Origin of the sequence: Reyranella soli, assembly GCF_007992495.1 — a bacterium.
GTDB lineage: Bacteria > Pseudomonadota > Alphaproteobacteria > Reyranellales > Reyranellaceae > Reyranella > Reyranella soli.
On record NZ_BKAJ01000031.1, the window covers coordinates 83,770 to 97,718 of the forward strand.

Below are 13,949 nucleotides of genomic sequence, written 5' to 3' on the forward strand. Positions count from 1 at the left end.
GCTCACCCCTGCTTCTGGCGGCCAGTGTTGCCGTCGAGGCCGCCGGCGATGGCCCATTCGGCGAAGGCCGTCGGGCTCGGCTGGAAGTCGCGCGGCGCCCAGTTCTCGGTCAGCACGTCCTCGTCGGTGAAATACTCGACCAGGCCGCCGGCCGGGCTCTTGAAGTACCAGAACAGCGCCGACGAGATCGGATGGCGGCCGGGTCCCAACTGGGTCTCCCAGCCGCAGCGCGCCATCTGCAGCCCGCCGCCGATCACCTCGTGCATGTCGCGCACGCTGAAGGCCACATGGTTCAGGCCGCGCTTGCCGTCGGGCAATTGCAGCAGGAAGAGATCGTGGTGACCGCCGCGCGGCGCGCAACGCAGGAAGTGGCCGCGTCCGGGATAGCGGTCGGAAAGACGGAAGCCCAGCTGCTCGTAGAAGCGCGTGGTCTCGTCGAGCGTGCTGGTGAAGAAGACGACATGGCCAACCTCGACCGGCTCGGCCTTGTCGTAGACCGGGCTCGGCTTGTCGATACGCGCGGCATGGCCCCACACGTTCGCCGGCGTGCCCTCGACGGCGACGGCCCGCTTGCGGCTGACGCGGAAGCCGAGGCCGATGCCGTTGGGATCGACCTTGGGGACGTCGCGAAGAGCCGCCAAATCGGCTTCGCTCTTTACGCCCCAGATCACCTCGCGCAGGGTCGGGCCGGGCTCTACGGCGGGCGGCAAGGAGGGATCGTCGCTGCGGCGGAACCGCACCTCGCAGCCGTTCAGGCATTCGAAGTCGAGCCCATCCTCGCGCTCGCCCACCAGCGCCAGGCCCCAGTCGAGGAAGAAGCGCTTGCAGGCGCCGAGGTCGTCGACGCCGAAGGTGATGGCGTCGATCCCTTCAATGTCCGGCATGATGGGGGGCGACGTCATTGCAGCGGCAACCCTGCGGCCTCGAGCGCCTTCAGCTGAGCCTCGGCCTTGGTGCGGAAGACGCGGCGCAGGCGCGCCACGCCCATGTCGTGCTGGTAGAGGTTCTCGCGCAGGTTGGCGTCGGGCTCGAACTGCTCGAGCATGACCCGGTCTTGCTCCAGCACGCGCCAATGCCGCGCCTCCAGCCGGTTCTTGTAGAGGAAGCGCCAGGTGTCGCGTTGCCAGCCGTCGACCTTGCGGCAGCGCCAATGGAAGACCGCGGCACGGCGCTCGGTGATCGGCGTGTAGGCGCCAATGATGTGGAAGTTGCCGCCCGGCCCGCCGGTCGCGGGGTAGGGGATTTCCAGCCTCATCCAGTGCACGCCGGTGTCCAGGAATTCCGTCCAGTCGAAGTTGACGTTGCGCTGACCTTCCTTCTCGAACACGAAGCCGGTCGGCGTCTCGCGCACGCGGAAAGTCGCCGTCGTGTCGCCGAACGACATGGAATGCGACTGCTTGTGCAGGAACGTGCCGTGCATCGGGTCCATGACGTTGTCGTAGACGTAGCGGTAGTCGCCTTCCCATTCGCAGTAGCAGAGGAAGGAGCTGTACTCCGGCGAGGAAAGCTGCTCGGGGAACTGCAGCTCGATGGGCTCGGGATGCAGCGCGTCGCCGGCATAGGCGAAGATCACGCCGTGGCGCTCCTCAGTCGGGAACGACTTTACGCAGTTCTTGCCTTCGAGCTTGCAGCCGGGGCTGCCCGGCACCGTCACGACCGTGCCGTCCTTGCGGACCTCTACGCCGTGATAGCCGCAGGCGATGCGGTCGCCCAATGGCATGCCCATCGACAATGGCGCGCCGCGATGCGGGCAATGGTCCTCGAGCATGACGGGCCGGCCCGCCACGTCGCGCCACAGCACGACCTTGAACCCCAGCCTTCGCAGCGAGATCGGCTTCTCGCCCAGGAAGTGCGACGGGCAGATCGGATACCAGACGTTGCGCACGCCTTTTGTGAGCAGGTTGCCGATCGATTGGTTGGTCACGGCCGTCATCGTCGTCTCCCTTCTAGGCGCCGAGTCGCTTCATTTCGCGCTGGAACAGCTCGGCGCTCCACGGCTGGCCGTTGGGCGCCGGCACGCTGGCCTCGTTGAGGCTCGCCACCAGGCCCGGCAGGTCGTGGATGCCGGCGGCATAGGCGCGCTCGATGGCGTCGCCCAAAAGGTTCTGCCAGTCGTCGGGTTCGCGATCGCGCGCCTGGTGCGGGTTGAGGTACGGCGGCTTGTCCATCACTTGCCTCCTTTGCGCACACGTTCCTTGATGCGCTCGCGCACCGGGATGAAATCGTAGGCGGGATAGCACTCGGTGCGGAACACGCCCCACGCAGAGCGCTCGAGCTCGACATTGACCTCGGCGAGCTTCGAGGCGGGGAGGCGCAGCGTCACGATCTGGCCGAAGCCCATTGCCACCGTCCACGACACGATCTCGACGCCGGGCGGCGGGAAGCGGTCCCACCAGCCGGCGTCCTTCAGCTTCGTCTGCACCGCGTCGAGATTGTTCGACTGGTCGTGGCGCAGGAAGACCGTCAGCAGCAGGGTTTCGGAAGCGGAGCTGGCCAAGTTGCTTGTTCCACTAATGAAACAACAGTTCTTATTTGAACAACGCTAGGGACTCGCTAAGGTCTTGTAAAGGGAGATCGCGATGGATTTCGGATTGCAGGGCCGCCGCGCCATCGTCTGCGCCTCGAGCCGCGGACTGGGGCGGGCGTGCGCCGAGGCGCTGGCCGGCGAGGGCGTGGACCTGGTGCTGAACGCGCGCGACGAGGCGGCGCTCACGAGCACGGCGGCGGCAATCAACGCCGCGTATAAGGTGAAGGTGACGGCGGTGGCGGCCGATATCGCCACCGCCTCCGGCCGCGACGCCGTGCTGGCCGCCTGCCCGGACCCCGACATCCTGGTGAACAATGCCGGCGGCCCTGCGCCCGGCTCGCTCGCCAAGTACACGGAAGAGGACTGGGCGAAAGCGATCGACGGCAACCTCAGGGCGCCGGCCGCGCTGATGGCCGCCGTGCTCGACGGCATGGCGGGGCGCGGCTTCGGCCGCGTGGTCAACATCACCTCGAGCGTGGTGCGCCATCCGATCGACGTGCAGGGCCTCAGCGCCGCGTCGCGCTCGGGCCTGCACGGCTTGGTGAGCACGCTGGTGCGCGGTTATGTCGGGCGCAACGTCACGATCAACAACATCCTGCCCGGCCCCTTCGCCACCGATCGCCTGGTGAGCAACTTCACCTTCCAGGCGAAGCAGAAGGGGATCTCACCGCAGGAGGCGCTGGCCGCGCGGCAGAACGAGCTGCCCGCGCGCCGCTTCGGCGATCCGATGGAGGTCGGCCGGCTGTGCGCCTATCTCTGCAGCGCGCACTCAGGCTACATCTGCGGCCAGAGCATCCTGATCGACGGCGCCGCGCACCCTCAGATCATTTGAGCTCAGTGGACGAGGGTCCGGCGCGGGTTCTGGCCGTGCGCCATGTCGATATGGATCGATCGCGCGGCTTTGTAGAAGCGCAGGACGATGAAGCGGGCGGCAATGAATGCCGCCAGGAACGTCGCGCCGCCTGCCAGGACGCCGAAGCCGCTCGACTGGCGCCCCATCAGGCTGGAGCTCACGAAGCGGACGGTGGCCAGCAACAGCAGCAGCGCCGTCGCGCCGGCGCCGTCCCAGGACGGCGGCACGCGGATCAGCCTTTTGCCGTGGTCCTGGTTCACCTTCAGGATCATGCCCGCGAATGCGCCGACCACGAGGCCGCCCGCGATGGCGGCGGCCCACAGCTCGAGACGCTTACCCGGCGACACGATCAGCAGCACCGCCGCCGCCAGCACCACAAGCACGGTGGGAATCGTCCATTCGAGGCGGGTCGCGGCCTTGCCGCCGAGCTCGAAGCGCATCGACCACAGCGCGAAGCCAGCCAGCAGCACCGCGCTCAAGTGCGTGATGAAAAGGATACTCGTCGTCATGGAAGCACCGGCCAACCCCCGTTCATTGGCCTCAGGTTAGCCGCTGCCGCTATCGGCTCAAAGCATCGTTGTCAGGCGGCCAACCTGCTCTTCAGGACGGCGACGGCGGAAGCCGGACTGGTGAGGACGGGAACGCTGCTCCGGCTGCGCAGCCTGGCGGCTGCCGGCGCCATCGAGAACTGCGCGAGCATGATGGCATCGCAGCCGCCAAGCTGGGCTGCGGCCTCGGCCACGAGGATATCGTGCTGCTCGCGACCTCCGGCCAGCAGGGCCGCCATCGCTCCCGGGACGAACACGCTCTTCAGGCTCGCGGAAGCGCCGGCCTGCTTCGCCTGATCCTCGAATTCCTCGGACATGCTGGCGATCGATGGCTCGAAGGTCGCCAGCATGCCGATCGTGCCGCCGATGGCGATGGCCTCGGCGAACATCGCTTCGTTGGGCTTCAGTACCGGCATGGTGACCGACCGCGCGACGCGCTCGATGGCTGGGCCGAAAGCGGAGCAGGTGAACAGGATCGCATCGGCGCCCAGCGATACCGCATAGCGGCCGAGCGCATCGAAGCGCCCGAAGATGCCGTCGGTCAGCTGTGGCGTGAGGGCGCGGTCGCGGCTCAGCGAATCGTCCAGCAGGTTGACGAGATCGGGCTCGGGCCACGCCTTGGCAAAGGCCTGCTTGATGGGATCGACGGCGGCGGGAGTGGCGTGGACCAGAGCGATGCGTGTCATGCTTTCCGCCACAATATCACCAAACGCCGCCTGTGACCTTTCTCTGTCCGGCGGCGCATTGCGGTGGCCTCGTCACAACAATGGCACTGGTCTCGAAAGCGGCGTCCTGCTCGTCTGGTCGCGGGTGGGGACGGATCAACGCCGTGAGAGGCTTTTCATGTCTGCGTCGAATGGTGGGTTTCGGGCTTTGCTGGCCGTGGCCGCAGCCTCAGCGCTGCTTTGCGGGCCGGCCTTGGCATTTGATGCCGATCTCACCGGCGCTGAGGACGAACTGCTCGGCGGCTCAACGGAAATCGCCATGGCGCCCGATGATCCAGTCGTCGGCCGTGAGAATGTCGTTCAGGGCTTCGTCGAAGAGTCGCTCGAAGACTCGCTGGCGAGAGCCGGATTGCCCGCGAGCTTGAGCCTCCAGCTGAAGGACGCGTTGTCGTCAGCCCTCGATCGGCGCCCGCTCGAGAGCGGCGACAGGTTCCAGGTGCGCTACCTGCAGACCGTGGCAGCCGACGGTCGCGAGATCGGCGCCGGCCGGATCGTATCGGCCGAGGTCACGACGAGCGGCAAGGGAAGAATCGCCCTCTACGGCTTTCGCCCGACCCGCGGCGTCGAACAACTCTGGCTCGGCAACGGCGAATCGCTGGCCGCGCCGGCGATGCGCCTGCCGCTCGATACGGTCAGCGTGACGTCGGGCTTCGGCGTCCGCGCCGATCCGTTCGAACAGCCGCGCAATGGTCTCGGTGCGCCGAGCCGGCTCGGCACCGTCGGCGCCACCATCAACACGGCGACAGCGCGTGGCATCGCGCTCGGCCTGGCGCCGGCGCCCGGCCGCACTGCGCCGCGTGGCGGCGGCGCCTTCCTGATGCACAACGGCGTCGACCTGCTCGCGCCGACGGGCACGCCGGTGCTGGCGGCGTCCGACGGCACGGTCGTTGGCGCGGCGCCCAACGCGGGCTACGGCAACTGGATCCGCGTCGACCACGGCCACAACGTGGCGACGGTCTACGGCCACCTTTCGGCATTCGCACCGGGCATCGCCGCCGGGGTGAAGGTCCAGCGCGGGCAGGTGATCGGCCTGGTCGGCAACACCGGCCGGTCGACCGGCCCGCATCTTCATTTCGAGGTCATCAACAACGGCCAGGCGGTCGACCCAATAAAGTTCTCGCCGACCAGGAAGGCGAAGCTGGAAGGCGCCGATCTCGACAGCTTCCGCAAGCTCGTCCGGCAGGTCGACGCTGCACGGCAGGACGAGGCTCCGCTGCGGCTGATCTCGGTTGGCGACGGCCGCTAGCCGCGTTGCGCCTCGTCATAGGCGCGCACCGAGGCGACGGCGCGATCGCGCACCTCGGCCGCAGTCATGCCCGGACGATAGAGGCTGCTACCGAGGCCGAACGCGCGGATGCCCGCCACCACATAAGGTGCGAGGTTCTTGTCCGACACGCCGCCGACGGCGCCCACGACGACATCCTTGGGTAGGACGGCCAGTTGTGCGGCGATGCCCGACGGCCCCAGCACCGATGCAGGGAAGAATTTCAGCGCCGAAGCGCCGCAGCGCACGGCGAGCAGGGCTTCGGTGGGCGTGAATACGCCGGGCATGGTCACCATGCCCTGCGCCTTGGCCATCGCCAGCACGTCGATATCGACGTTGGGCGCGACCATCAATCGCCCACCAGTATCGGCGACCCGCGCGCAGTCGGCGGCGCTCAGCACCGTGCCGGCGCCGATCAGGCAGTCCTTGCCGAAGCGGCGGCTGAGCCGCTCGATCGAGTCGAAGGGACTTGGCGAATTCAGCGGCACCTCGATCAGTTCGAAGCCGCTTTCGATCAGGGTGCCGACAATGGCTTCTGCCTCGTCGGGACGGATGCCGCGCAGGATGGCGACGAGGTGGCGCTTCACCGTGGGCCACGGAACTGTTTCCGTCATGTCGCTCCCCAGATCCTTGCAGCGGCCTTGGCAAGGCCGAGCCGCGATGCCTGTTCGGCATCGACCGTCGTTACGTCGAGTCCCTGCGCCGTCAGAGCCGCCTCATAGAGCCGCCCGAGCGTGCCGGCGCCAATCAGCCGCAGCGATCGCGGCGAGCCGTGGCGCCACACCGCATCGGCGAGCTCGGTTCCAATCAGGAGGCCCGACAATCGCGCGGAACCGTGCGCGCGCTGCTCGAAGCCCAGGAGCTGCGCCGCGCGCAGTCGGAACAACGATGCAGTCAGGCCCGTGGGCGCCGCCGTCGCCGCGCCAAGGCCATCGCGGAAGGCCGGGCTGTCGCCCGGAGCGGCGCCCGTCTCGACGGCGTGGGCGAGGATGCTGTGCTGCGCGATCACCGAGAACAATTCGCCCGTCATGTAGGTCGAGAACTCGACGACGCGCCCGCCCTCGATCTTGATCCATTTGCTGTGCGTGCCGGGGATGCAGACCAGGCCCGTGAAGTCGGATTCAGTCACACCCAGAAGTTGGGTTTCCTCGCCGCGCATGACATCGGGCCGACCGGCCTCTGCCTGGGCGATGCCGGGCAGGATGCGGATGTCGCCGGATGCCTCGACCCGGATGGCGCCCTCGTGCAGGGCATCGAGCCGCGTCGGCGTCTTTATATAGGGCGCTTCAACCCAGCCCTGCCGCGCGCCCGCCATGCCGCAGATCAGGACCGGCACTCCCTGTAGCGCGCCGAGCCGTGTCAGGTGATCGCTCAGCACCGGCGCAAAGCCCGGACCGGCCGCACAATGCAGCATGCCTTCGCTGCCGCGGCTTTCCGCCAGCACCTCGCCGGCGGCCGACATCAGCCAGCCACGGAAGCTAGAGGTGCCCCAGTCGACGACGACGAAGGCGGCCCGCCCGCCGCCAGGTGAATCTGGGATCAAACCGTCACTCCCTCGGCGCCACCGTACGCCAAAGCCCGTTGCCAGACACGCCGCTATAGCTTGTAAGTCATTAAGGGAGTACAATGTCAGATTGTAGGAAGATGAGGGCGGTCGATCATGCGACTTCCATCAGGACTTCTGGACACCCTGTTGGCATCGTCCCGCTCGATGGTGCGGAAGGTCAGCAGCGTCCCGGACGCCGTTGACGTCACCTATCGGGCGGCGCTCAAGACCGTCGCATTGGCCACGACCGTCGTGCTGCTCTTCCTCTTCGTAGAGGCCGTGACGGACCAGCAGATCATGATCGAGCCGATGGCAGTACCGCGCACGCTCGAGAACGATGGATATTCCGGCGCGGTTGTCTCGCGTTTCCTGGTTGAGGAGGTGCGGGCCATCCGGCAATCGGGAGACAGGCCGGACTTTCTGTCCGGAGACAGCCTGGATTACGAGCTCACCAGGGATGCGATCGTCGGCTTCCGCAGCGACGATGCGTTTGCGACCCTGGCGACGATACAGGTTCCCTCGTCGAGCCTGTCCCTGCGTTCGACGGTCACCATGTTGCGGGATTTTCTCGATATTCCCGAGCTCAAGATCAGCGGAGCCTTGACCATCAAGCGGCCGAACGGTCCGGACAACCCGCCTCTGTACATAGTCTCCCTCCAGTTGGGTGCAGAGGCCGGTATTCCCGCCGAGCCCGTGGCCCATGCCGACCTCGATCAGGCGATTCGCCTCTCGGCGCGGGTGATCGTCCGGGAATACGACCCCATCGGCCTGGCGACCTACTACTTGAACACAGGTCAAAGGGGGGAGCTGAAAGAACTCGCCGATTCCCTGATGAAGACGCGGAAGGTCGAACAGCGCACGCAGGGGCTGTTCATGCGCGGCCTCTATGAAACGACGCTCGTCGACAAGGTCGCGTTCTTTCGCAAAGCCATCGCGCTCGATCCCCAATTCAGTGATGTCTACAACGCCTGGGGCATCGAGCTGTTCAATGCGAATAGGGTCGACGAAGCGATAGCCAAGTACAGCGAGGCAATCAGGGCCAATCCGAAGAACGGCTCGGCCTATCGCAATCGTGCCATCGCCTACCAGACCAAAAAGGAGTGGTTCGCGCTCGCGACCGCGGACTTCGAGCGGGCCAGCAAATTCAAGCCGAGAGCCAAGACATTCTTCGATCTCGGCTTTTCCTACGAGTTTCTGGAGAAGTTCGATCCGCGGGCCGCCATCGAGGCCTACGACCAGGCCATCAGGCTCAGGCCTGGTTATGGCTGGGCGCTCAACAATCGCTGCTACATGAAGGCGATGCTGAAGGACCGGTCGGCGATTGCCGATTGCGACATGGCCTTGGACGATCAGAAGGCTTGGGAGATATATGACAGCCGCGGGTTTTCCTATCTGATGCTTGGCGATCTCGACAGCGCGATCGGCGACTACAACGAGGCGATCAGGCGCCACGACAACGCATACTCGCGGTTCGGGCGCGGCGTGGCCAGGCAGCGCAAGGGTGACCTTGCCGGCGCTGATGCCGATTTCAAGAGGGCGAAAGAACTGGACGAGAATATAACGGACACGATGAAGAAGGCGCGCCTGGAGTGGTAAGGCCGTCGCGGCCTCACATTGTGAGGTAGCGGGCCCGGATCGTCGCTTCCTCGGCCCGGAAGACCTCGGCGCTAGCACGGTAGACCATGCGCCCCTTGACCATGATGTGCAGCTCGTCGGCGACCGCTTCGGCCAGCTTCATGTTCTGCTCGACCAGCAGGATCGTGACCCCTTCGTCGCGCAGCAGCTTGATGATGCGGGCGAGCTCGCGCACGACCAGAGGCGCCAGCCCCTGGCTCGGCTCGTCGAGCAGCATGACCTTTGGATCGGATACCAGCGCGCGGGCGATCGCTAGCATCTGCTGCTCGCCGCCCGACAGTTGCGACCCGCGATTGGCCTGGCGCTCGTTGAGCGAGGGAAAGAGCTTCAGCAGCCGGTCGATTGGCCACGCCGTGTCCGGTCGCTCGCCGACCTTGATGTTCTCGAGCACCGTGAGATCGGGGAAGATCAGCCGGCCCTCCGGCACGTAGGCGACGCCCTGGCGCGACACGCGGTGCGGCGGCCAGCCGGTGATGTCGGTGCCGCCCACCGCCACGCGGCCGCTGCTCGGCGCCACCAGGCCCATGATGGTCTTCACCATGGTGGTCTTGCCGACGCCGTTGCGGCCCAGCACGGCGCTGATGCGGCCCTGTGGCATCTCGAGGTCGACGCCCTGCAGGATGTGGCTCGCGCCGTAATGCGTGTTGAGGCCGGCGATGGTGAGCATCACTCGAAGCCCCCGAGATAGGCTTCCTGCACCGCCTTGTCGGCCTGGACCGCGTCGGGCGCGCCGTCGGCGATCACTGCGCCGCGATGCAGCACGGTGATGCGGTGGGCCAGCCGGAACACCACCTCCATGTCGTGCTCGACCAGCAGCACGGTCATGCCCGACGTCTTCAGGAACCCGGCCAGCGTCTCGACCGCCTGCTGCGTCTCCTCGACCGACAGCCCCTGGGTCGGCTCGTCGAGCAGCAGCACGCGCGGCTGCTGCGCCAGTGCCATTGCGACCTCGAGCAGGCGCTGGTCGCCGTGGCTCAGCAGCCCGGCCGGCGTGTCGGCGATCCCCGACAGGCCGAGCTGCTTCAGAGCGGCGTCTGCGCGCGCGCTCGCCTCCTCGAAGATGTGCGCGCCGCCGAACGGCTGCCAGCGCCGGCCGTGCCTCGCCTGGGCCGACAGCCGCGCATTCTCGCGCGCCGACATTTCGGGGAAGAGGGAGGTGATCTGGAAGGTGCGTGAAAGGCCGAGGCGGCAAATCTGGTGGCTCGGCAGGCCCGCGATCGGCTGGCCGGCGAAGCGGATCGATCCCGCCGTCGGCTTGACCGTGCCGGTGATCACGTTGAACAGCGTCGTCTTGCCGGCGCCGTTGGGGCCGATGACGGCGCGGACCTCGCCTTCCTCGACCGCCATGGCGACCTGGTCGAGAGCCACCAGGGCGCCGTAGCGCCGGGTAACGCCGTCGAGCTCGAGCAGCGCCACGTCTACGAAGCCCGCGTGGGATTGCGGCTGCGCTGCAGCCACGCCGTCGCCACGCCCCAGATGCCCTGCGGCGCGAACAGCACGAAGGCGATGAAGATCAGGCCGAAGTACAGCGCCCACGCCTCGGTCCAGGAGCTGAGCTGATGCTCCATCAGCATGAAGAACGCGGCCCCCAGGATCGGCCCGACCAGGGTGCCCGAGCCGCCCACGATCACCATGATCAGTACCTGGCCGCTCAGCAGCCAGAACAGCAGCTCGGTATTGGCGAAGCCCGCGAATGGCGCATAGAGCGCGCCGGCGAGGCCGCCCAGCGCGTAGGCCACCGCCACCACGGCGATCTTGTAGAGACGTGTGTTGTAGCCCAGCGCAATCGTCTTGGCCTCGTTCTCGCGAATGCCGCGCAGCACCGCACCGAACGGCGAGCGCACCAGGGCGAAGCACACCAGGAACGCGCCGACCAGGCAGGCCAGCACCAGGTAGTAGAAACCGGTCTTGCTGGTGAGCGCGTCGAAGCCGAACGGGCCGGCCGTGCGCGGGATGCCGGCAAGGCCATCGGAACCGCCGGTCACCGAGGTCCATTTGAACGAGATGGCATAAAGGAGCTGGGCGAAGGCAAGCGTCAGCATTGAGAAGGAGACGCCGGTCGCCAGCGTGCATATCCAGCCGACGCCAATCGCCACGATGCCGGTCAGGAGGGCGGCTCCGAACACCACGAACAGGAGCGGCATGTCGGTATGCAGCAGCATGAAGCCGCAGGCATAGGCGCCGAGCCCGTAGGCGGCGGCATGGCCGAACGAGACCAGCCGCGTGTAGCCGAACATCAGGTCGAGGCTCATGGCGAACAGGCCAAGGATCAGCGCCTCGGTGAGCAGGGTCATGGCGAAGGGCGGCAGGCCGAACGGGGCGGCCGCCAGCACCACGACGACCGCGACCAGGAGCGCGCGTAGTCCAGCGGACACGGGTCTACGCCTCCTTGCCCAAGAGGCCGCCCGGACGCACCATGAGGATGGCCAGCATCACCAGGTACATGAAGGCGAGTGCCAGGTCGGGCAGGTAGTAGTTGCCGAAGACCTGGACGAAGCCGACCAGCAGCGCGCCGATCAGCGAGCCCAGGAAGCTGCCCATGCCGCCGATGATGACGATCACGAAGGCATCGATGATGACGGTCGCCGCCATGCCGTTGGAGGCGGTGACCAGCGGCGCCGCCAGCACGCCGCCCAGGGCGGCCAGCCCGCAGCCGATGCCGAACACGGCCGAGCGCACGCGCTTCACATCGACGCCGAGAGCGCTCGCCATGTCGGCGTTCTGCGAGGTGGCGCGGATCAGGAGCCCGAGCCGCGCCCGCTCGAGGAACTGCCAGATCGCCACGGCGACGATGACGCCGGTGGCGACCAGGAACAGGCGATAGAGCGGGAACGGTTCGTCCAGAATGAACATCACGCCGGCCAGCAGGTCCGGGGCAGGAACCTGCAGCGCATCCGGCCCCCAGGTCAGGCGAACGGCCTCGCCGACCACCAGGGCCAGGCCGAAGGTCACCATCAGGAAGGCATGGGCGTCGCGGCGATAGAGCCGGCGCAGGATCGCGAATTCGAACGCCGCGCCGAACAGCCCGACCACCACCGGCGCCACGGCGAGCGCGACCCAGTAATTGCCCGACCACTTGGTGAGCGAATAGCCGACGAACGCGCCCAGCATGTAGAGCGCGCCGTGCGCGAAGTTGACGATGCGCATCAGCCCGAAGATCAGCGTGAGCCCGACCCCGAGGAAGAACAGCAGCGCCGACTGCGACAGCGCGTTGACGATCTGAGTCAGCAGGAAGGCAAGAGTATTCATCCCGTCATCCCGAACGAAGCCGAGAGATCTTTCTTACCGTCATTTGCGGCCGGGCGTCGAAAAAACGCTCCCCGCGCTTCGCTAGGCGGCGCGAGTCTTCACGGACGGGGTCACCACGAATTGCGCAGCTCGCGAAGCTTCAGGAACACCGTCCGCTGGTCGGGCTTCTCGGGCAGGTCGGGAAAGGCCTGGCGCAGTCTCGCGATGACGGTCGGGCTGGTCAGGCGGAAGAACGTGTTGATCTCGCCCTCGACCTCGAGCGTCGATACGTATGCTTTGCTGGGGTCCTGCCCGGCGAGCTTGTCGAGCATCTTGGCGGCGCTCTTGTTGTCGGGTTCGCGGTCGAGGGTGAAGCGCAGGTTGTTCTCGATGTAGTCGTGGCCGGGGTAGATCAGCGTCGATTGCGGCAGCTTGGCGAGCTGCTCGTCGAAGGTCTTGTACAGCTCCGCCGGATGGCCGCCATTGTGGCAATTGCCGGCGCCGGCATTGAACAGCGTGTCGCCGCAAAAGAGCGCCGGCTGGTCGGTATGCGACCGGAGGCACACGTGGCACATCGTATGGCCGGGCGTGTCCATCACCTCGAGCTCGACCGTCTTGCCCACCTTGACGATGTCGCCGGCGCCGAGGCCGCGGGCCATGTCGGGGATCGAGTCGCGGGCATTCTTGTGCGCCAGGATCTTCGCGCCGGTCTTCGCGGCGAGGGCATCGTTGCCGCCGGTATGGTCGCGATGTTCGTGCGTGTTCAGGATCTGGGTGATGGTCCAGCCCTCGTCCTTGGCGGCCTTCAGGCACTTTTCATGGTCCAGGGGGTCGATGGCAAGCGCCTCGCCGGTCTCACTGCAGGCGATGAGGTAGTTGAAGTTGCGGTAGGCGTTGGCGGTCCAGATCTGCTTGACGATCATGGCGTCCTCTCCGGGCGTTGGCGTTCGACGATGAACGTGGATGGGGGCCGAGCATATCCGAGCAGGCGCGCCCCGCAACGGACAGTGGCGCCCCTGCTTTCGCTGTGTTTCCATGGGGCCGACCATGGCTACCGATGGACCAGCGATGAGCGACCGGCGGCACGTCGCCGCCACGTTCCAATCCCATTGGCTGCTGTTCGTGCTGGTGGGCGCTCTTCTGTTGATCGCCGGTCTCGTGGCCATCGCCGTTCCGGCGATTTCCTCGATTCAACCCAACGAGCTGCTGGGGTTGGTCCTGGCGTTCGTCGGCATCGTGCAGATCGCCCAGTCGGGAAAGATGTACGGCGAGGCCCTGTTCGCCTGGCACCTGACGCTCGGGCTGGTGGCGGCTGTCGGGGGCGTGTTCGTCTACCTGGACCCGTTTCCCGGGGTCGTGACGCTGCTCGCCCTGATGGCAATCGTCTTTGCCGTCCACGGCGTGACGCAGATCGCCTTCGCGGCCATGGTCCGGCAACTCAGCGGCTGGACGGCGTTCTTGGTCTCGGGCGTCATTGCGCTGATCGTAGCAGGACTGCTGCTGGTCAAGCTGCCGTACGGCCACACCTTCACGCCGGCCACAGTCGGAGGCGTGTCGCTGCTGTTCGCTGGCTGGGCGTATGTTTCCGTTGCCTTGGCGGCGCGCCGCCAAGGCAAGCGATGA

17 protein-coding genes are annotated in these 13,949 nt (G+C 66.8%); 4 read left to right on the top strand and 13 right to left on the bottom strand.

The window, feature by feature from the left end; translation table 11 throughout:
• Window positions 1–2: 2 nt before the first annotated feature.
• Genes RSO01_RS08660 through RSO01_RS08675 form a run of 4 tightly spaced genes read right to left on the bottom strand, consistent with a single transcriptional unit; the run spans window position 3 to window position 2,497 of the window.
• Window positions 3–884 (bottom strand): VOC family protein, encoded by an 882-nt coding sequence (locus RSO01_RS08660; protein ID WP_147148507.1) that lies wholly within the window; start codon window positions 882–884, stop codon window positions 3–5.
• 14 nt (window positions 885–898) lie between these two features.
• Window positions 899–1,933, bottom strand: a complete 1,035-nt coding sequence (locus tag RSO01_RS08665; protein WP_147148228.1) for a Rieske 2Fe-2S domain-containing protein — start codon at window positions 1,931–1,933, stop codon at window positions 899–901.
• A gap of 13 nt (window positions 1,934–1,946) precedes the next feature.
• Entirely contained in the window at window positions 1,947–2,168 is a 222-nt protein-coding gene (locus RSO01_RS08670) for a recombinase-like helix-turn-helix domain-containing protein (RefSeq protein WP_147148230.1), read from the bottom strand.
• Window positions 2,168–2,497, bottom strand: a complete 330-nt coding sequence (locus RSO01_RS08675; RefSeq protein WP_147148232.1) for a hypothetical protein — start codon at window positions 2,495–2,497, stop codon at window positions 2,168–2,170. The genes RSO01_RS08670 and RSO01_RS08675 overlap by 1 nt, the downstream gene beginning before the upstream one ends.
• 82 nt (window positions 2,498–2,579) lie before the next feature.
• Here RSO01_RS08675 and RSO01_RS08680 point away from each other — a divergent pair, with 82 nt between their 5' ends.
• Window positions 2,580–3,359 (top strand): SDR family oxidoreductase, encoded by a 780-nt coding sequence (locus tag RSO01_RS08680; RefSeq protein ID WP_147148234.1) that lies wholly within the window; start codon window positions 2,580–2,582, stop codon window positions 3,357–3,359.
• A 2-nt stretch (window positions 3,360–3,361) separates the two neighbouring features.
• Here RSO01_RS08680 and RSO01_RS08685 read toward each other — a convergent pair whose 3' ends face one another.
• Window positions 3,362–3,889: a hypothetical protein gene (locus RSO01_RS08685; protein WP_147148236.1), complete on the bottom strand. Its 528-nt coding sequence runs from the start codon at window positions 3,887–3,889 to the stop codon at window positions 3,362–3,364.
• Between the two features lie 71 nt (window positions 3,890–3,960).
• Window positions 3,961–4,614: an aspartate/glutamate racemase family protein gene (locus RSO01_RS08690; RefSeq protein ID WP_147148238.1), complete on the bottom strand. Its 654-nt coding sequence runs from the start codon at window positions 4,612–4,614 to the stop codon at window positions 3,961–3,963.
• Window positions 4,615–4,771: 157 nt separating this feature from the next.
• On the opposite strand from RSO01_RS08690, the gene RSO01_RS08695 reads away from it, so the two are divergent.
• Complete coding sequence (locus RSO01_RS08695) at window positions 4,772–5,899, top strand: M23 family metallopeptidase (protein ID WP_170302937.1); 1,128 nt, start codon at window positions 4,772–4,774, stop codon at window positions 5,897–5,899.
• Here the strand turns inward: RSO01_RS08695 and RSO01_RS08700 are convergent.
• Both RSO01_RS08700 and RSO01_RS08705 read right to left on the bottom strand, forming a co-directional pair.
• Window positions 5,896–6,531 (bottom strand): 2-dehydro-3-deoxy-6-phosphogalactonate aldolase, encoded by a 636-nt coding sequence (locus tag RSO01_RS08700; protein ID WP_147148244.1) that lies wholly within the window; start codon window positions 6,529–6,531, stop codon window positions 5,896–5,898. The two genes, RSO01_RS08695 and RSO01_RS08700, sit on opposite strands and share 4 nt — an antisense overlap.
• A complete protein-coding gene (locus tag RSO01_RS08705; protein WP_281291426.1) occupies window positions 6,528–7,460 on the bottom strand; it encodes a 2-dehydro-3-deoxygalactonokinase in 933 nt (310 codons plus the stop codon). Before RSO01_RS08705 ends, RSO01_RS08700 begins: the two co-directional genes overlap by 4 nt.
• A 168-nt stretch (window positions 7,461–7,628) precedes the next feature.
• Here RSO01_RS08705 and RSO01_RS08710 point away from each other — a divergent pair, with 168 nt between their 5' ends.
• A complete protein-coding gene (locus RSO01_RS08710) occupies window positions 7,629–9,059 on the top strand; it encodes a tetratricopeptide repeat protein (RefSeq protein ID WP_170302938.1) in 1,431 nt (476 codons plus the stop codon).
• A 13-nt stretch (window positions 9,060–9,072) separates the two neighbouring features.
• On the opposite strand, the gene RSO01_RS08715 is transcribed toward RSO01_RS08710, so the two are convergent.
• The 5 genes from RSO01_RS08715 to RSO01_RS08735 form a co-directional block, all read right to left on the bottom strand.
• Complete coding sequence (locus RSO01_RS08715) at window positions 9,073–9,765, bottom strand: ABC transporter ATP-binding protein (RefSeq protein ID WP_147148510.1); 693 nt, start codon at window positions 9,763–9,765, stop codon at window positions 9,073–9,075.
• The gene (locus RSO01_RS08720; protein ID WP_218037282.1) at window positions 9,765–10,556 is read right to left on the bottom strand and encodes an ABC transporter ATP-binding protein; all 792 of its coding nucleotides are present in this window, start codon (window positions 10,554–10,556) and stop codon (window positions 9,765–9,767) included. The genes RSO01_RS08715 and RSO01_RS08720 overlap by 1 nt, the downstream gene beginning before the upstream one ends.
• The gene (locus tag RSO01_RS08725; protein WP_147148248.1) at window positions 10,517–11,473 is read right to left on the bottom strand and encodes a branched-chain amino acid ABC transporter permease; all 957 of its coding nucleotides are present in this window, start codon (window positions 11,471–11,473) and stop codon (window positions 10,517–10,519) included. The genes RSO01_RS08720 and RSO01_RS08725 overlap by 40 nt, the downstream gene beginning before the upstream one ends.
• 4 nt (window positions 11,474–11,477) lie before the next feature.
• Window positions 11,478–12,347, bottom strand: coding sequence for a branched-chain amino acid ABC transporter permease (locus RSO01_RS08730; protein WP_147148250.1), 870 nt, complete (start codon window positions 12,345–12,347; stop codon window positions 11,478–11,480).
• Window positions 12,348–12,457: 110 nt separating this feature from the next.
• Window positions 12,458–13,249, bottom strand: coding sequence for a hydroxyacylglutathione hydrolase (locus tag RSO01_RS08735; RefSeq protein WP_147148252.1), 792 nt, complete (start codon window positions 13,247–13,249; stop codon window positions 12,458–12,460).
• 145 nt (window positions 13,250–13,394) lie between these two features.
• On the opposite strand from RSO01_RS08735, the gene RSO01_RS08740 reads away from it, so the two are divergent.
• Window positions 13,395–13,949: an HdeD family acid-resistance protein gene (locus tag RSO01_RS08740; protein ID WP_170302939.1), complete on the top strand. Its 555-nt coding sequence runs from the start codon at window positions 13,395–13,397 to the stop codon at window positions 13,947–13,949.